This is a genomic window from Streptosporangium sp. 'caverna' (assembly GCF_003203775.1).
GTDB lineage: Bacteria > Actinomycetota > Actinomycetes > Streptosporangiales > Streptosporangiaceae > Streptosporangium > Streptosporangium subroseum.
Map to the genome: position 1 here is coordinate 10,521,560 of NZ_CP029711.1, position 16,416 is coordinate 10,537,975.

17 protein-coding genes are annotated in these 16,416 nt (G+C 68.5%); 11 read left to right on the forward strand and 6 right to left on the reverse strand.

The features are described from left to right. The first annotated feature begins 52 nt into the window (after nt 1-52). The 5 genes from pcaD (at nt 53) to DKM19_RS52855 (ending at nt 5,295) form a co-directional block, all read left to right on the forward strand. A complete protein-coding gene (pcaD, locus tag DKM19_RS45460) occupies nt 53-793 on the forward strand; it encodes a 3-oxoadipate enol-lactonase (RefSeq protein WP_110704823.1) in 741 nt (246 codons plus the stop codon). Between the two features lie 60 nt (nt 794-853). Beyond that, nucleotides 854-2,587, forward strand: a complete 1,734-nt coding sequence (locus DKM19_RS45465; RefSeq protein ID WP_110704824.1) for a pyruvate dehydrogenase — start codon at nt 854-856, stop codon at nt 2,585-2,587. 27 nt (nt 2,588-2,614) lie between these two features. Continuing rightward, entirely contained in the window at nt 2,615-3,682 is a 1,068-nt protein-coding gene (locus DKM19_RS45470; protein ID WP_239513947.1) for a DUF2293 domain-containing protein, read from the forward strand. Further along, nucleotides 3,675-4,046 carry an MmcQ/YjbR family DNA-binding protein gene (locus DKM19_RS45475; protein ID WP_204358527.1) on the forward strand — a complete coding sequence of 124 codons (372 nt, stop codon included), beginning with the start codon at nt 3,675-3,677 and terminating at the stop codon, nt 4,044-4,046. Before DKM19_RS45470 ends, DKM19_RS45475 begins: the two co-directional genes overlap by 8 nt. A 427-nt stretch (nt 4,047-4,473) precedes the next feature. Next, nucleotides 4,474-5,295, forward strand: a complete 822-nt coding sequence (locus tag DKM19_RS52855; RefSeq protein WP_162642261.1) for a hypothetical protein — start codon at nt 4,474-4,476, stop codon at nt 5,293-5,295. A 90-nt stretch (nt 5,296-5,385) separates the two neighbouring features. On the opposite strand, the gene kynU is transcribed toward DKM19_RS52855, so the two are convergent. Next, entirely contained in the window at nt 5,386-6,630 is a 1,245-nt protein-coding gene (gene kynU / locus DKM19_RS45485) for a kynureninase (protein WP_110704827.1), read from the reverse strand. 135 nt (nt 6,631-6,765) lie between these two features. Beyond that, nucleotides 6,766-7,929: a low temperature requirement protein A gene (locus DKM19_RS45490; RefSeq protein ID WP_110704828.1), complete on the reverse strand. Its 1,164-nt coding sequence runs from the start codon at nt 7,927-7,929 to the stop codon at nt 6,766-6,768. Between the two features lie 131 nt (nt 7,930-8,060). On the opposite strand from DKM19_RS45490, the gene DKM19_RS45495 reads away from it, so the two are divergent. From DKM19_RS45495 to DKM19_RS45505, 3 genes are all read left to right on the forward strand, one after another. Further along, a complete protein-coding gene (locus DKM19_RS45495) occupies nt 8,061-8,603 on the forward strand; it encodes a VanZ family protein (protein ID WP_110704829.1) in 543 nt (180 codons plus the stop codon). Between the two features lie 150 nt (nt 8,604-8,753). Then, complete coding sequence (locus DKM19_RS45500) at nt 8,754-9,506, forward strand: GntR family transcriptional regulator (RefSeq protein ID WP_110704830.1); 753 nt, start codon at nt 8,754-8,756, stop codon at nt 9,504-9,506. A gap of 126 nt (nt 9,507-9,632) precedes the next feature. Continuing rightward, a complete protein-coding gene (locus DKM19_RS45505; protein WP_110704831.1) occupies nt 9,633-9,869 on the forward strand; it encodes a hypothetical protein in 237 nt (78 codons plus the stop codon). 300 nt (nt 9,870-10,169) lie between these two features. On the opposite strand, the gene DKM19_RS45510 is transcribed toward DKM19_RS45505, so the two are convergent. Next, nucleotides 10,170-11,420: a hypothetical protein gene (locus DKM19_RS45510; protein WP_110704832.1), complete on the reverse strand. Its 1,251-nt coding sequence runs from the start codon at nt 11,418-11,420 to the stop codon at nt 10,170-10,172. A 134-nt stretch (nt 11,421-11,554) separates the two neighbouring features. Here DKM19_RS45510 and DKM19_RS45515 point away from each other — a divergent pair, with 134 nt between their 5' ends. From DKM19_RS45515 to DKM19_RS51395, 3 genes are all read left to right on the forward strand, one after another. Further along, on the forward strand, nt 11,555-12,097 hold the full coding sequence (locus tag DKM19_RS45515) for a gamma carbonic anhydrase family protein (protein ID WP_110704833.1): 543 nt from the start codon (nt 11,555-11,557) through the stop codon (nt 12,095-12,097). 140 nt (nt 12,098-12,237) lie between these two features. Beyond that, entirely contained in the window at nt 12,238-13,581 is a 1,344-nt protein-coding gene (locus DKM19_RS45520) for a hypothetical protein (RefSeq protein ID WP_110706448.1), read from the forward strand. A 233-nt stretch (nt 13,582-13,814) separates the two neighbouring features. Continuing rightward, nucleotides 13,815-13,976, forward strand: coding sequence for a hypothetical protein (locus DKM19_RS51395; protein WP_204358528.1), 162 nt, complete (start codon nt 13,815-13,817; stop codon nt 13,974-13,976). An 88-nt stretch (nt 13,977-14,064) separates the two neighbouring features. Here DKM19_RS51395 and DKM19_RS45530 read toward each other — a convergent pair whose 3' ends face one another. Genes DKM19_RS45530 through DKM19_RS45540 form a run of 3 tightly spaced genes read right to left on the reverse strand, consistent with a single transcriptional unit; the run spans nt 14,065 to nt 16,238 of the window. Continuing rightward, nucleotides 14,065-14,346 carry a metal-sensitive transcriptional regulator gene (locus DKM19_RS45530; RefSeq protein WP_089210077.1) on the reverse strand — a complete coding sequence of 94 codons (282 nt, stop codon included), beginning with the start codon at nt 14,344-14,346 and terminating at the stop codon, nt 14,065-14,067. An 18-nt stretch (nt 14,347-14,364) separates the two neighbouring features. Continuing rightward, nucleotides 14,365-15,441, reverse strand: a complete 1,077-nt coding sequence (locus tag DKM19_RS45535) for a glycosyltransferase (RefSeq protein WP_110704835.1) — start codon at nt 15,439-15,441, stop codon at nt 14,365-14,367. After that, complete coding sequence (locus tag DKM19_RS45540) at nt 15,438-16,238, reverse strand: hypothetical protein (RefSeq protein ID WP_239513949.1); 801 nt, start codon at nt 16,236-16,238, stop codon at nt 15,438-15,440. The genes DKM19_RS45535 and DKM19_RS45540 overlap by 4 nt, the downstream gene beginning before the upstream one ends. Between the last annotated feature and the right edge of the window lie 178 nt (nt 16,239-16,416).

Here is a 16,416-nt window from a genome sequence, read left to right on the forward strand (position 1 = left end):
AACCGATCGACTAAGGTTTGTCCAATAAAAAACTTCTATTCGGCAGGCAAACATGCTGTATTACGAAATTGCTGGTCCCGCAGAGGCACAGCCGATCATGCTCTCCGGTTCGCTGGGCACCACGCTGGGAATGTGGGACCCGCAGATGACCGCGCTGACCGAGCACTTCCGGGTCATCCGGTTCGACCACCGCGGGCACGGACGGTCGCCCGTGACCGGGGAGTGCTCGATCGCCGACCTGGGCGGTGACGTGCTGGAACTCCTGGACCGGCTGAAGCTGCCCGTGGTCTCCTTCGCCGGGCTCTCGCTCGGCGGCATGGTCGGCATGTGGCTGGCCGCGCACGCGCCCGAGCGGATCGACCGGCTCGCCCTGCTGTGCACCTCGGCCAAGCTGGGCACCCCCGACTCCTGGTCCGAACGGGCGAGCGCGGTCCGCGCGGGAGGCACCGCGTCGATCACCGAAGCGGCCGTCGGCCGGTGGTTCACCCCCGGATTCGGCGGGCGGGAGCCGTACGTCGCGATGCTCTCCGGCATCTCCGACGAGGGCTACGCCGCCTGCTGCGGGGCGATCGGGGCCATGGACCTCCGCCCCGACCTCCCCCGGATCAAGGCCCCCACGCTCGTGCTGGCCGGCGCCGACGACCCCGCCACACCCCCCGAGCACGCGGAGCGGATCGTCTCCGGCATCGCCGGCTCCCGGCTGGTCGTCCTGGCCGGTGCGGCCCACCTGGCCAACGTCGAACGGCCGGACGCGGTTTCACAGCATCTGATCAGGCACTTCATGGAGGAGTGATTCGCCGCGATCCGGTGAGATACCCCGATGACGCGACAGACGAGGGGGAGGTGGGCGAGCATGGGCACCGTTGCCGAGCAGTTCATCGGGGTGTTACGCCAGGCCGGGGTGGAGCGGATCTACGGGGTGGTGGGCGACAGCCTGAATCCGGTGGTGGACGCGATTCGCAGGATCGACGGCATCGAGTGGGTGCACGTGCGCAACGAGGAGGCGGGGGCGTTCGCCGCCGCGGCCGAGGCACAGGTCACCGGTCGCCTGGCGGTCTGCGCGGGCAGCTGCGGGCCGGGCAACACCCATCTGATCCAGGGACTCTACGACGCCCACCGCAGCGGTGCCCCGGTGCTCGCGCTGGCCTCGCACATCCCCAGCGCGCAGATCGGCACGGAATTCTTCCAGGAGACCCACCCCGAGCGCCTGTTCGTGGAGTGCAGTCACTTCTGCGAGATGATCGGTACGGCCGAGCAGATGCCCCGGGTGCTGCGCATCGCCGTACAGACCGCGATCAGCCGCGGCGGCGTCTCTGTCGTGGTGCTTCCCGGTGACGTGGCTCAGCAGACGGCCGTGCACGACACCGGCCACCACGACCTCCTCACCCGCCGGGGCACGCTCGTGCCCCCGGCCGTCCAGGTCGCCGAGCTGGCCGCGGCGCTGAACCGCGCGGAGAAGGTGATGCTGTTCTGCGGCGCCGGGGTGCGCCACGCGCGTGAGGAGGTCATGAGACTGGCCGCCCGCACGCTGGCCCCGGTCGGGCACGCGCTGCGCGGCAAGGAGTGGATCCAGTACGACAACCCGTACGACGTGGGGATGAGCGGGCTGCTCGGGTACGGCGCGTGCTACGAGGCCATGCACGAGGCCGACCTGGTGGTGCTCGTCGGCACCGACTTCCCCTACGACAACTTCCTGCCGGGCGGGAACACGGTCCAGATCGACCACGACCCCGCGCGGCTGGGCCGCAGGACCCCGCTGGCGCTGGCCGTACACGGCGATGCCGGCGAGACGATCCGCGCGGTGCTGCCCGGGGTCGCACAGAAGACGAACCGCCGCTATCTCGACAGGATGCTGGCCAAGCACCTGAAGACGCTGGAGACCGTCGTGGAGGCGTACACCCACGACATCGAGCACCACGTCCCGATCCACCCCGAATACGTCGCGGATCTTGTGGACGAGCTGGCCGCCGACGACGCGGTGTTCACCGTGGACACCGGCATGTGCAACGTCTGGGCCGCCCGCTATCTCAGCCCCAACGGACGCCGTCGCATCATCGGCTCCTTCCTGCACGGGAGCATGGCCAACGCGCTCCCGCACGCCATCGGCGCGCAGTTCGCCGCCCCCGGAAGGCAGGTCGTCTCGATCTCCGGCGACGGCGGGCTCGGCATGCTCCTCGGGGAGCTGCTGACCGTACGGCTGCACGACCTGCCGGTGAAGATCGTGGTGTTCGACAACTCCTCGCTCGGCATGGTGAAACTGGAGATGCTGGTCGACGGGATGCCCGACTTCGGCACCGACCACGCACCCGTCGACTATGCGGCGATCGCCGCCGCGATGGGCATCGGGGCCCTGCGCGTGGAGAGTCCCTCGGACGTCCGGGAGGCCCTGGCCACGGCCTTCGCGACGTCCGGCCCGTATCTCCTGGACGTGGTCACCGACCCGGACGTGCTCTCCATGCCGCCGCACATCACCCGGCGGCAGGTGAAGGGGTTCGCCCTGGCCGCGAGCAAGATCGTGCTGACGGGCGGGGTGGGGCGCATGATCGATATGGCGAGGGCCAACCTGCGGAACATCCCGCGTCCCTGAGCGGGCCGGATACGGCAAGCTGTTGGCGTGAGCAAACTCGAGCGCCGGATCGTGGAGGCGGCGGAGGCCGCTCTCGCCCAGAGAAAGTTCGTGACCGCGATCGACGTGCTGACGGGAGTCGGCTGGCTGTACGCCAGGCACGTGGACGTCTGGCGGCAGGGCAGGGCGTCCGCGCTGGAGGATCTCGCGGCCGTGGACGGCGCCAAGATGGTCGACGCGGTGGCGATGCTCCGGCGCTGGGCGCTGGCCAAGGGGCTCACCCCCAGCGAGACCCCGTACGTCTCGGGCAGCCGTGACCGCGGTGAGCTGCGATTCGTCGCCGAGGGGGACGACGGCGCCTTCCGCGTCCACTGGATCTCACCGGATCTGAGCGAGGCCCGGCGACGGCAGCTCACCGAGCGGCAGAGCAAGGCCCCCGACCTGGTGGTGGTCGAGCCGCCGAAGGACTGGGAGTGCGTGGGCTGCGGCGGCACCGGCCCTTACCTGATCATGGAGAACGCCGGGTCACACTGCCTGACCTGCGCGGACATGGACCATCTGGTTCTCCTGCCCGCGGGTGACGCGGCGCTCAGCCGCCGCGCGAAGAAGGAGAGCGGGCTGGCCGCCGTGGTGGTCCGGTTCAACGCTCGGCGCAAGCGTTACGAGCGGCTGGGCGTCCTGGTCGAGGAGGCCGCGCTGGAGCTGGCCGAGGAGCGGTGCCTGGCCGACGAGGAGGTACGGCTGCGCCGCCGGGAGCGCGATCGCGAACGGCGGGCCGGGGAGGACGTGGAGTTCCAGGCCGCGATGGCCGTGGAGATCACCCGGATGTTCCCCGGCTGCCCGCCCGAGCGGGCCGAGGGCATCGCCCGGCACGCCGGCCAGAGAAGCAGCGGCCGGGTGGGCCGGACCGCCGCCGCCAAGGTGTTCGACGCGAACGCGATCACGCTGGCCGTGGTCGCCTCGGTGCGGCACCTCGACACCGACTACGACCGGCTGCTGATGTCCGGGGTGCCCCGGGCCGAGGCCAGGGAACGGATCCGGGTGGCCATCGACCGGGTGCTCGACCGCTGGCGCACAAATGTCGGTGCCCCGGAGCACAATGTGCCGCATGGATAAGTGGCGTGAGGTCCGTCAGACGCTGCGCGAGTTCGCACTCGGTATGCCGGAGGCCTACGAGGACCACCCGTGGGGTGAGACCGTCATCAAGGTCAACAAGAAGATTTTCCTTTTCCTCGGCATCGAGGAGCCGACCGAGAAGTGGAGCCCGAGCGCCGGGGTGAAGCTGCCGGAGTCCAACGGCCACGCGCTTGCCGTCGAGGGCGTCAAACCCTCGGGATACGGGCTCGGCAAGGCGGGATGGGTGACGATCCCGCTGATGGGCGAGCTGCCGGAGACGGAAGTGCTGCTCGACTGGGTCGAGGAGAGCTACCGGGCGATCGCCCCCAAGAAGCTCATCGCCAAGCTTGACGCCACCGGCTAGCATTCCGCGCCCCGAACCGACCAATTCCGCTTTGCACACATATCTCGCCATTATCGGCGAGAGTTCGGAGAGATCCAGAACTGCGGGAAATAGTCCCAGATCGGCCTAATTCCCGCGTGGGCTCCACGATTAACCCAGGGTGATCGCTCGCAATGCCGGAGCTTCCCGCCGGTCATATCCAGACGCATTCGGCGGAATTGGACTTGTGGCGGCAGCCCGTAGGCCAGTGGCCAATTGGCGCCGTCGTCTCTTAACCGGTGCTTTCCCTGCCAAGTGGACTCCGCATCGGCGTGGCGTCCCAGAGTCAGCCATTGTGACTGTAAGTATCTGTATTGTCACGCTGAGTTGCCCGGATCACAGGTATGGACCGTGTTGCGGTCAGCGGGTTAGTCGCGGCAAGGGCCGCGTTCCGAAAGGAATGGTAACTATGTCCACGCCTAACTCCCGAATGGATTCCGCAGGCACGCGCACCCGGCCGAAGGACGGCCGGTCCTACAAGGGCCTGGCGACGCTGACCCTCGCCGGCTCCCTCTCCGTGACCCTTGCCGCCACTCTGTCCGCCTCCGCCGTCGCCTCCCCGTCGCTCGATGGGCAGGCGTCCGCACCGGTCAGCTCCCGCCTGCAGCCCACTCCCACCCCCACTCCCACCGTCACCGTCACCGCCAGATCCACCTCCACAGCCAACCTCACGGGGAACAGGCACAGGAGGATATGCAGGCCGAAGATCTTCTTCAGGTTCCACTACGCCCGGCCGAGAAACTTCTTCGTTCCTCGCACCCGCTTCATCGACGGTCCCGGCGGGGAGATGAACGTGTCGGTCAACCGGCAGCACCGCGTGTACGCCGAGATCGAGCTCGAGCACGAGTTCAATCCCGAGGTGGAGAGGAACGAGGAGAGCACCAGGGAGAGAGAGGTCACCTCGGACGACGTGGTCAACAGGGCGAACGTGGTCCGCGCGGCCAGGCGGCTGTTCCGGATCCGGGACATGGACAGCCCCCTGCTCGCCGAGGAGTACATCGTCGAGACCGGGCACCAGTACACCCAGCCGATCACCGCGGGAATGTACGGCAACATGTGGTACCGCGTCTTCGGCTACAGAATGGGCTTCACGGCGTGGCACAGGGTCACCACCTGCGACGCGTACAAGATTACCGCCGGAATAGCCAACGTTCCCGCGAGGGTCGAAGGCTGGAAGTACTGGGAGACCACGCACCCGATGTTCAGGGGACACCGGCTGTGGGACAAGTGACGAACCATTCGATGACGTGTTCCGCCGGTACGGCTCCGGAGAGATCCGGCCTCCCCGGGCGACGACGCACCTGAGGACGGAGACCCGTCCTCAGGTGACGGCGAGGCGCTGCCGATACTGCTCGTCGCGCCAGTGCTCCTTCTCCAGGACCTCGGCCAGGGTCGCGGCCGCGTCGTAGACGTCGGCGAACCGGATGTAGAGCGGCGCGAAGCCGAACCGGAGCACGTCGGGGGCGCGGAAGTCGCCGTGCACGCCGCGGTCGATCAGGGCGCGCATGATCGGGTAGCCCTCGGGGTGGCTGAACCCGACCTGGCTGCCGCGGCGCTCCGGGTCGCGAGGGGAGATCAGCGTGAGGCCGTACGGCGCGCAGAAGTCCTCGACCAGGTCGATGAAGAGCGAGGTCAGCGCCATGCTCTTGGCGCGCACCGCGGCCAGGTCCACCCGCTCCCAGATGTCCAGCGCCGCGTTGAGCGGGGCGTAGGACAGCACGTGCGGGGTGCTCACGGTGAAGCGCCGGATGCCGTCGGCGGGACGGAAGCCGGGCTCGAACGCGAACGGCGCCGCATGACCGTGCCAGCCGGTCAGCATGTGCTCCGCCTCGGCCTGGTGACGGGGGTGGACGTAGATGAACGCCGGGGCCCCCGGGCCGCCGTTGAGATATTTGTAGGTGCATCCGACGGCGAAGTCGGCCTCGGACATGTCCACCTGCATGGCCCCGGCGCTGTGGCACAGGTCCCAGATCATCAGCGCGCCCGACGCCTGGACCTGCGCGGTCACCGCGGCCGTGTCGTGGCGGGCCCCCGTCCGGTAGTCCACCTGCGACAGGAGCACGCACGCGACCTCGTCCGAGAGCGCGCCGGAGAGCGCCTCGCCGAGGTCCTCGCCGTCACGGAGGTCGCGAATCTCGTAGCCGCCCAGCGCCTTGGCCAGGCCCTCGACCATGTACCGGTCGGTCGGGAAGCTGGCCAGGTCGGAGATGATCACGCGGCGGTCCGGGCGGAGACCCAGTGCCGCGGAGACGGCCTTGACGATCGCGATCGAGGTGCTCTCGCCCACCACGACCTGGCCGGGACCCACGCCGATCAGCGGGGCGAGCCGGTCACCGGTGGTCAGGGGCAGGTCGTACCAGCCGGAGACGTTCCAGCCGCCGACCAGGCGTCCCGCCCACTCCTCCTCCACGGTCCGCGTCACCGCGGCCATGGTGGTCCTCGGCGGGGCGCCGAGGGAGTTGCCGACCAGATAGATCGTTCCGTCGGGCAGGACGAACTCGTCCCTGAAGTGCTTGATGGGATCGTCAACGTCGAGTGCGACGCACTCCGCGCGGCTGATGGCCACTGATCATCTCCGGGTTAGTTACTTACAACCCTTCTATCATCCGGTATCGCCAAATATCGAAGCATCGAGCCGTGCTGGAGCACGGACGCCTGGTCCCAGGCGGTGCTTCACCCGGCGGCCTCACCGGCCGGGGAATCAGGGGTCACCCCGAGTGAGCTCCGTGGCGAAGACGGTGCCGATCATGATCAGGGCGGTCAGCTCCAGCGGCGTGGGCGTGAACACGACGAGCAGGATCAGCGGGGCCGCCACCAGATACGAGGCGCTGTGGGCGGAGCGGGGACGGTGCGGCCGGATATGGACGAACCAGACGCTGATCAGGAAGAGGGCCACCGGAATCGCGACGGCCCATCTGACGGCCATCACGGGAAAGTCGCTCAACGGGCCGATCTTGAGATCGACGATCGCCGCGAAACCGGCGCCGAAGGCGGCGATCGAGGCGAAGACGAAGTAGTGACCGTAGCTCCAGATGAAGGCCTGACGGTTGTCGTAGAGGAGGCGAGGGGCGGGCCGGGCGTTGTAGAGCCACCACATCGAGCACACGACGGCGAGTCCGCTGACACCCACGAGGATCATCATCAAGAAGGGGGCGCCGGCCGTCACCCCCGAGCTGACCTCGATCATCGAGGTGAACACCGTCCCACCCAGCACGATCACGCTGAAGAGCATGTAGCGCTCGGCGATGTGGCGCGGGTGCCAGGGGGTGATCCTTTCCCGTTCTGCCCACCACGGAATGACCATTTCGACCAGGCAGAGCAGGACGAACGCCACCCCGGCCCACACACCCGGAACCGCGAGGCGGGCGATCCAGAGGATCTGGACCCCGGCGATGCCGGCGGCGAATCGCAGGGCCATGGGGCGCATGCCCGGGTTGGTGGCCGCCGCGCGCAACCACTGACCGGCCAGGGCGAGGCGCATGACCGCATAGCCGCCCACGGCGATGCCAAAATCCCCCTCGAAGGCCCGTGCCACCCCCGCGGCGAGGACCAGGGCTCCGAACATCTGCACGAAGGCGGAGATCCGGTAGATCGTGTCGTCGTTGTCGAAGGCGCTCGAGAACCATGTCCAGTTGACCCACGCCCACCAGATGGCGAAGAACGCCGCCGCGTACCCGGCCACGCCTTCCAGAACATGACCTCCGATGATCGCGTGGTGGAGGCCCTCGACCGCCTGCCCCATGGCGACCACGGAGACGAGGTCGAAGAAGAGTTCCAGCCGGGTGACCGTCCAGTGAGGCTCGTGTGGATCACGGCCGGACATCGCGCCGGGCTGCCGAGCCGAGTCAACGGGCTGATCGCTCATGGCATGCACCCCCCTGAACGCGTATCGGCACGCGGGGCTCGAATCCCCGGCGAGAGCCCTTGCTTAAAGGTCACCTTCCCGTAACCCGGGACATCCCTCGATGCAACTCCACACCCCGGCATGATTACCCCATGCAGCAGGCATGGAATGCATGGGGAAATATCATTATTGCGGCCGTTTTAGCTATTCCGTTCGCCTGCATTGGTATGTGTTTTCTCAGGCTCCATCGCATCCGGAACGGACATCCGTTCCCCACCCGTACCGCCGTCGCCGATGTGATCATGGTGACCGGAACCACCCCCTGGATATGGATGATCCTCACCCCGGGGAAGGGCGGAGCGAGCCTCAGCCTCACCCCGTTGAGGGACCTGTCAGTGATGCTACAAGGACCGGTCGGGACGGCATTCGTGCAGGTGGGAGGCAACCTGCTGGTCTTCGCCGCACTCGGCGCGATGCTGCCCGTCCGTTCGGCCCGGTTCGCTTCACTCACCCGGATCGCGGGCGTGGCGGCGGCCGCCTCGCTCATCGTCGAGCTCCTCCAATACGGCTTGCGCCTCGGCCGGGTGAGCTCCGTCGACGACGTGCTGGTCAATACGGCGGGCGCCGTACTGGCCGCGATCGTCACGCGCCGATGGTGGGCCTCTCGAATAGCGGCTGGGACCGTTCCACGTTAACGGACCGGGAAAACCCCCGAAGATCGCCACAAGGGCATGATTCTCCCAAAAGAAGCACGTTACCAACCTCCGTATCTGTGCGATCGTGGACAAGACGGGGCAAGTTCTCTGGAGACGCCAAACCCGGTTGGTGACAGAGGGTGATCGAACGTGCAGCAGTCCCCCGTACCTCCCGAACCTCCGATCTATCGGCGCATCGCCGACGGACTTCGCGAAGCGATCCTGTCCGGTGATCTCCAAGACGGGGATCGGCTTCCGGGCGAGAACGCCCTGATGGTGCAGTACGGCATAGCCCGCGCGACCGCCCGGCAGGCGCTGTCCGTACTGATCAACGAAGGACTGGCCGTGCCCAAACGCGGCTCGGGAGTGTACGTCAGGCAGTTCCGCCCCATCAGGCGGCACGGCTCGCGACGGCTCTCCCGCGAACAGTGGGAACGCGGCCAGGCGATCTGGGATTCGGACACCAGAGGCCGCCCCTACACCGTGGACGACGTGAACATCGACAGGGAGACCGCGGAGGAGTTCGTGGCCAGGGCGCTGAACAGCACCGAGGTGTGGGTGCGGCGGCGACGCTACTCGGTGGACGGGCGGCCGGTTCAGCTCGCCGTCTCCCATTTCCCCGCCGACCTGGTCGAGGGCACTCCGATCACGCAGGAGAACACCGGACCGGGAGGCGTCTACGCGCGCCTCGGCGACCTCGGTCACGCCCCGGCGCACTTCACCGAGGAGGTGCGCGCCCGCATGCCCCATCCCCACGAGACCGTACAACTCGATCTCCCCGCCGGCACTCCGGTCATCGCGATCGCCAGGATCGCCTACACCGCGGCCGGTGTTCCCGTCGAGGTCAACGAGATGGTCCTCGACTCCGCCTCTTATGTACTCCAGTACGACTTCGACTCATAGATCAAGGCCATCCGTCAACCGATAGGTTGACCTGTCCCTCGCGATCATTGATTTCTCTAGAGAACTGACGCACCGTCGAAGGTGGAACGTCACAGAGACGGGCCTGGGCGCGGGGAAGGTGCATGGATGTCCTTCGATCGACACCTCGCAGAGATCGCCCGGGAGTTTCGCCACTGGACGATCTGGCGGAGTGACGCGGGCAGGTGGTGGGCTACCCGCCACCACCCGCTGACCGACGCCCAGCGCGACCTCGGCTGTGCGATGACCATCGACGCGGACGACCCGGACGAACTACGGGAGCGGCTGCAGAGCCAGGAGCGGTTGCGCAACCAACAGGAACGTTCCGATGACGTGGATACCTGATGGACCGCCCGGTGCCGGAGTCTGCGGATCTCACGCGGCCCCGGCGCCGGGCCCCCAATCGCGGAAGCCTCCGACCCTATCGGGGGCGGGGGCTTCCGCCCGACTTCTCATTGACTCAGGGGGTCATCGGGACGTGGCATGTCGCCTCGGCCGATCCCGTCGCCTTCCCACCGGCTCAAAGGGGCCCCGGGATGTGACATGCCGTCCGGACCGGCCCCGTCGCCTTCCCACCGGCTCAGAGGGTCGCCGGGATGTGACATGTCGTCCGGACCGACCCCGCCGCCGTACGGCGGGCAGGCCTTATCTGCGGCGGGTGGCCGCGTACTCCTCTTCGGCCTCCTCGTCGTTCTTGCCCGCGGCCTGACCCTGGTTCGTGTCGGTGTCGTCGTAGACCTCGACGTGCCGGGTGTCCTGGTCGTCGCGGTTCTGGTCCCTCTCGTCGTCCTCGTCCACGATCACGCGGACGGCCTCGATGTCGGACGAGACGTCGGACGCGGCCTCCGGACCACCGGTCACGTGCACGACCTCGGATGAGGCATCCGGTTCGGCGTCGAACGAGGCGTCAGGATCGGCGCCGGACGTGATCTCCGGAACCTGGGCCTGCGCGGGAGCGGCGGGGACCGGGAGGGCAGCCGTCTGGACACGGAACACCGGGAGCACCGAGGCCTCGTCGACCAGCTCGCCGGCGGAGCTCTCGCGGTGGATCAGATCCCCCAGGACGGCGCCCATCTCGTGGAGGCGGCGCATGACCTCCTGGTGGGTGTCGGTGAGATAGGAGACCCTGCGGCCCGTGGTCTCGTCCAGGGCGGTGGCGCGCTGCTGGGCGGCGTTCAGGGTGGAGTGGGCCTCGGCGTTGGCGGAGGCCACGGTCGACTCCGCCTCGGACCTGGCGCTGTTCAGGGTGGCCTCGGCCTCGGAGTGAGCGCCCTCGACCATCCGCTCGGCCTCGTTCCTGGCCGACGTGACCATCCGGTCGGCCTCGGTGCGGGCGCTGCGCAGGGTCTCCTCGGCCTCGTTGCGCGCCGCGTTGAGGGTCTCCTCGGCATCCCCGCCCGCCTGGGAGAGCATCTGCTCGGAGGCCAGCGTGGCCTGGGAGAACATCTGCTCGGAGGCGGCGGTGGCCTCGGCGACCCGTCGCTCGGCCTCCTGCTGGGCGGCGTTCAGGATCCCCTCGGCCCGCTCCCGGGCGGAGGTGACCAGCCGCTCGGCCTCCATGGCGGCGTCGTCACGGAGCTTGGTGGCCTCAAGATCGGCGACCGACCTCTTGGAGGCGGCCTCCTCCTCGCCCAACTTCAGAATCTGGCTGAGCCGCTGTCCAAGCTCGTCATAGTCTTGCGGAGAATCGGAAAGCCTCCGTCGAGCCTCGGACAGCTCGACCCGGCTCTGCTCTGTCTGATCAATCGCGCGCGCGAGCCGCTCCTCAAGATCACGGATCTGGTTGCGGTTGCGGTTCATGTAGTCGTGAACCTGACGACGGCTGTAGCCGCGCATGACGACCTCGAACGAGTCCTCATGCATCAGGTCGGGAAAACTCTCGTGCTGGTTTGTCATGACACTGCCCGGTGAGGTCGTGTGGCGGGAAAGGAGACGTAACGACTTTCCTGCTTACTGCCCCGGTCCGCAACCTGAACGCATGACCGCGTGCGGAAATATCGGACAGGCCCGCCCCCCTTACCATCGGTTTCATGAACGCCACGCCGTACATCGCCTCCCTCGACGGTGATGCGATCCCACAGATCCACCCCGACGCCTACGTCGCCCCGGGCGCGACGATCGTCGGCCGGGTACGGCTGGGCCGTGCCGCCAATGTCTGGTACGGAGCGGTTCTCCGCGGCGACAACGAGTTCATCGAGGTCGCGGAGGAATGCAACATCCAGGACCTGTGCTGCCTGCACACCGACCCCGGACTGCCCACCGTGCTCGAAGCACGGGTGAGCCTGGGCCACAGGGCCGTGGTGCACGGCGCCCACGTGGAGTCCGGCGCGCTCGTCGGCATCGGTGCGATCGTGCTCAACGGCGCCAGGATCGGCGCGGGCTCGCTGGTCGCGGCAGGCGCCCTGGTGAGCCCCGGTAAGAAGATTCCGGCCGGGGTGCTCGTCGCGGGCGTCCCCGCGAAGATCGTCCGCGAGCTCACCGACGACGACCGCGACTCCTTCGCCCGGACCCCCGCCACCTACATGGCCAAGGCCGCGCGGCACCGAGCCGCCGTCGCCGTCCCCCCGGCCTGAGAACCGCGACCGCCGCCCGCCCGTCACGAGAGCCACCGCCGGCGCGGAGCCGCGACCGGCATGTCCGCTGTGCGCTGATTCGGTCCTTTAGGACACCGGTGGGATACCGATCGCTGACGATCCCGCGAGCCATCGGTAACATGACCGCCGTGTGGCAGTGGGACGGTTTTGACGCCATCGAGAGGGATGTGCGCACCATGGTCGCCGACCCCAGGTGGGCGGCGCTCCCGTCACTCGCGCGCGCCCAGGCCATCGCGCTGCGCACGCTGGCCGCCCCCGACGGCGGGCGCTGGCTGTTCGGCGCGCACGCCAGGTGGTACCGGCAGGACCCGGCCGACGGCCGCTGGCACCTGACCGCCCCACCCGTCGACCGGGGCTTCCGCGCCGCGGCACGGGTCGTCCAGGTCACCTCGATGATCCTGCCCCACCTGGTTCCCACCGGTCCCGACTTCACCACCGACCGGGGATCCGTCCAGGGGTTCATCGGCCCCGACGTGCCCTACGAGATCACCGAGCGGGTCCGCGACCTGGTCATCGCCCAGCGCGGCAGGCGCAGGGAGGATTTCCCGCTCACCGGGTCGTTCACCGAGATCTTCGCCAAGGAGGTGGCCAGCCCGGTCGCCGCCATCTGGGGCACCCTCATGTGGTGCGCCTACGCCCCCGCCTTCGACGGCAACGAGGTGCTGCTGTCGATGTTCGGTGAGTTCCTCGCCCGCCCGTTGCCCGGCGACGAGTGGGTCCGCTGGCTCCCCGCCGCCTCGCTGGACGACCTGGCCGCGCTGTACGGCGAGCGGGTCAGGGCGGGGCACCCCGAGGCCGCGTTCCGGCTGGTCGCGCTGATGGCCGACACCGCCGACGCGGTGCGGGACGACCCCAGGTTCCGCCGCCGGGCGGACGCCCTGCTGATCATGCTCGACCCGTTGCTCCGCCGGATCGCCCAGGACCACTCCGTCGCCCATCACGGCAACGACGCCGTACGGCAGGCATGGCTCTCCCGCCTCCCGCCTCACGTGACGCTGCCGGACTCCTCTCCGGGGGAGCACTTCCAGCACGCGATGTACGACCTGGTCCAGGCGCTGGCGTTCCTCGCCCCCAAGGGCGCCGACCCCCGGGCGGTGGCCGCCTCGCTGCTCGCCGCCGACCTGGCGGCGTTCGCGCCCAGGGCGGCCGACGGGCTCTATCCGTGGCTGGATCCGGAGCTGCGCCACATCCTCCACGTGGTGCTCGGCGACCCGTCGCACCCGCTGCGGGGGTGCTGGCCGCGCTCGGGAGAGCTGCCCTCCGCGCTCCACCCGCCCGACCGGGCCGCGGCCGCGGCCCTTCTGGGCGCCGCCTACGCCACCGGGCTCGCGTGGTGCCGCCTCACCGGGACCGCGGTGCCGGGCCGCGGGTTCGCCACGGCCTCCGCGCTCGTGCACCGCCTGACGCACGAACGGGACGACCCCATCCCAGGAGTGTCAGGAACCTACCCGCGTCCCTTCTGACAGGCACCAGCATGGTTAAACCACAAATAGAGTCATTTCATCCTTACCCTCCCTATAGCCTTCTGGCTCCCCAGGTATCGGACAATTGCCTGAATTGTGATCTCGCAATCGGGAAATGATCCTTCCGAGGGCACGGTGGCGGCGCAAGGAATGGTCCCGATGGGCCATGGGCACGAAAGACCGCCCGCCGTAACCTCGAAGTGGGTGTGGGCTGCGGAAGGAAGGACGACGCGGTGGGGCACGACGACCTGGACTCTAGGGTCCATGACCGTGTCGCGTTGGACGAGATCGCGCTCTATGCCGAGGTGCTTACCGCCGTCGCCATCAGCGAACGGCCGCTCACCTTGGTGGAGCTCGACAACGCGCTCGGATTGAGTGCTTCGGCGATCTGCTGAGGCCGTTGGGAAAACCGTTTCGACGATCTGGTCCCGGACTCCTCAGGGGAGTCCGGGACGTGGTCGGAAAAGATAGTCCGGTGACTAGTCACGACCTGACGAGGCGGGCGATCGCCGCCGACGCCTCCTTGACCTTCTCCTCAGCCTCCGGGCCGCCGGTGTTGATGGCATCGGCCACGCAGTGGCCGATATGGTCCTCCAGCAGACCGAGGGCCACCGCCTGGAGCGCGCGCGTGGCGGCCGACACCTGTGTCAGCACGTCGATGCAGTAGGCATCCTCTTCGACCATCCGCTGCAGGCCCCTGATCTGTCCCTCGATCCGACGCAGCCGGGTCAGATAGGCCTGCTTGTCTCCGCTGTACCCATGCATGTCCCAACGGTACCCGTGTCAGACACGGTGAGAAGTGACCGCGATCAGTTTCTCCCACTGCTCGGCCACCGAGGACGCCCCGTGGACGGCAGCGGCCTTCAGCGCCCCCGCCGCGAGCTCCCGGCGCCGGCGCTCGTCGTCGATGAGCTTGAGCAGCGCGGACGCGTAAGCCTCGATCTCACCGTCCCCCTCGGGGACCAGAATCCCGCTGTGACCGTCGGCCACGAACTCGCCCGGCCCTCGCGGGCTGTCGAACCCGATCACCGGCACCCCGCTGGCCATCGCCTCGATCACGGTCATCCCGAGCACCTCCGCCCTGGAGGTCGTCGCCACGATCGACGCCTTGGCGAACTCGCCGGTCAGGTCGGAGGTCGTTCCCATGAAGTAGACGTGGTTGTGCAGGTTCAGGTCCTGGACCAGGGCCCGCAGGCGCTTCTCCTCCGGGCCTCCGCCGTACAGGCGCAGCCGCCAGTCGGGGCGCCTGTCGGCGACGACGGCGAACGCGCGGATCAGCCGGTCGTGGGCCTTCACCGGCACCCAGCGTCCGCCCGCCGCGACGATGCGGTTGTCCATCCGCGAACGCGGCCAGGGCCCGGCGGGCAGCGCGTCCGGGATCTGCCTGACCCCGATGCTCCCCTTCAGCAGGAGCTCCCACTCCTGGCGGCTCGTCTCGGTGGCGGTGACGACCGCGTCCAGGCGCGGATAGAACTTCCTGATCGGCCCCGGCACCGGCGGGCGGCCCCACTCTCGCGCGATCCGCACCATGTCGCGCGGCGCGTGCCTGGCCACCTGGACGCTCAGTCCCGGCCGGGTGCTGATGAGCACGTCGGCCTTGAGCGTACGCAGCCGCCGCCACAGGGCGACTTCGGTGCTCATCTGACCTCGCGGGAGCAGGCGGCGCACGTTGGGATGCGCGTCGACCACCCAGGACAGCTCCACCCTGGGCTCCACGGGGAAGAAGGGTCTCTCCCTGTGGCGCCGTACGCTGAGGATCTCGACGTCATGGCGTTCCGCGAGCTCTCCCGCGAGGTTGACGACGGACCGGACGTCACCGCGCATTCCGTAGACCGAGGGGATGAGCAGGCAGATCTTCACCCGCCCACTTCGATTCTGAGCTCGTCGTCCGCGGTGTAGCAGGGGCGGATCGGCACCCCGTCGATCTGCGTGGCCGGGTAGTGCAGGCGGCGGCGCTTGCCGTCCACGTCGTCCAGCCGGGAGCCCAGGCGGAGCGGAGCGGCCAGGCCGTCCACCCGCAGGGAGGGTTCCCAGGTGCCGGGTTGCTCGGGTGCGGCGTCGAGCACGTCGCACAGGGAGAGCGCGGCGTGAAACCGGACCCCCTGGACCGTTGCAATCGCACTCAGTTCGGCGTCGGACCAGCTGTGGCGCAGCGCCAGCCGTGCCTCGTGCCGGGACTCGTCGTCGTCGAAACCGGTGAAGGCCAGCAGCCCGGTGACCTCGAAACGGCCCTCCCGGAACCACACGGAACGGACCTCGGCGGCCGGCAGGGCGTCGTCGACCTTCAGGGCCAGGAAACCGTTACGGGTCCGGTAGGCGCGGTAGGCCAGGGTGCGGCGGCTCAGCGCGTAGGCGTCGAGGTGGTCGAGGGAGAATCCGGGATCGACGCTGGGCAGGCGCGTGCGCGTGCCGTCATGTTTGAGGTAGGTGTCCCAGCGGCCGGGGCCGAGCTCCAGAGGCGCGAGCGAGACCGCGAGCGTGGCGTCGCGCGCCTCGGCGCCCGGAGCGCCCAGCACCACCCGGCGTTCGAGAGAGGTGGCTCGGTGACGCAGGATCAGCTCCATGCCGTCGGTGAGCGGTTCATCGATGGACAGCCGAAGGGACAGAACATCGGCCAGGGTCACTTCGGCATCGGTGACAACAGCGCGCACCGTCACGCCCCCTCCCCGTCGAATGAGCTACGCGACGTTGAGGCTACCGTGATTTTCCCGTTATGTGGAGAAAGGTTTTCGAACCAGATGTCCTTTTCCCGCAAACTTGACCGAATGTCAGATACGGCTGCGAAAAATACGGGCCGTATCCGACCGCCGTCGAACCGGAACTCAGGGCACTCCG

What these genes read in the sequence shown, in the direction of transcription:
- DKM19_RS45530 (WP_089210077.1), bottom strand. Translation starts at nt 14,346, where the DNA reads ATGCATGGGTACAGCGGAGACAAGCAGGCCTATCTGACCCGGCTGCGT.
- DKM19_RS45520 (WP_110706448.1), top strand. Translation starts at nt 12,238, where the DNA reads ATGACCGCCGTGTGGCAGTGGGACGGTTTTGACGCCATCGAGAGGGAT.
- DKM19_RS45495 (WP_110704829.1), top strand. Translation starts at nt 8,061, where the DNA reads ATGCAGCAGGCATGGAATGCATGGGGAAATATCATTATTGCGGCCGTT.
- DKM19_RS52855 (WP_162642261.1), top strand. Translation starts at nt 4,474, where the DNA reads ATGTCCACGCCTAACTCCCGAATGGATTCCGCAGGCACGCGCACCCGG.
- DKM19_RS45505 (WP_110704831.1), top strand. Translation starts at nt 9,633, where the DNA reads ATGTCCTTCGATCGACACCTCGCAGAGATCGCCCGGGAGTTTCGCCAC.
- DKM19_RS45490 (WP_110704828.1), bottom strand. Translation starts at nt 7,929, where the DNA reads ATGAGCGATCAGCCCGTTGACTCGGCTCGGCAGCCCGGCGCGATGTCC.
- DKM19_RS45510 (WP_110704832.1), bottom strand. Translation starts at nt 11,420, where the DNA reads ATGACAAACCAGCACGAGAGTTTTCCCGACCTGATGCATGAGGACTCG.
- DKM19_RS45465 (WP_110704824.1), top strand. Translation starts at nt 854, where the DNA reads ATGGGCACCGTTGCCGAGCAGTTCATCGGGGTGTTACGCCAGGCCGGG.
- DKM19_RS45475 (WP_204358527.1), top strand. Translation starts at nt 3,675, where the DNA reads ATGGATAAGTGGCGTGAGGTCCGTCAGACGCTGCGCGAGTTCGCACTC.
- DKM19_RS45515 (WP_110704833.1), top strand. Translation starts at nt 11,555, where the DNA reads ATGAACGCCACGCCGTACATCGCCTCCCTCGACGGTGATGCGATCCCA.
- pcaD (WP_110704823.1), top strand. Translation starts at nt 53, where the DNA reads ATGCTGTATTACGAAATTGCTGGTCCCGCAGAGGCACAGCCGATCATG.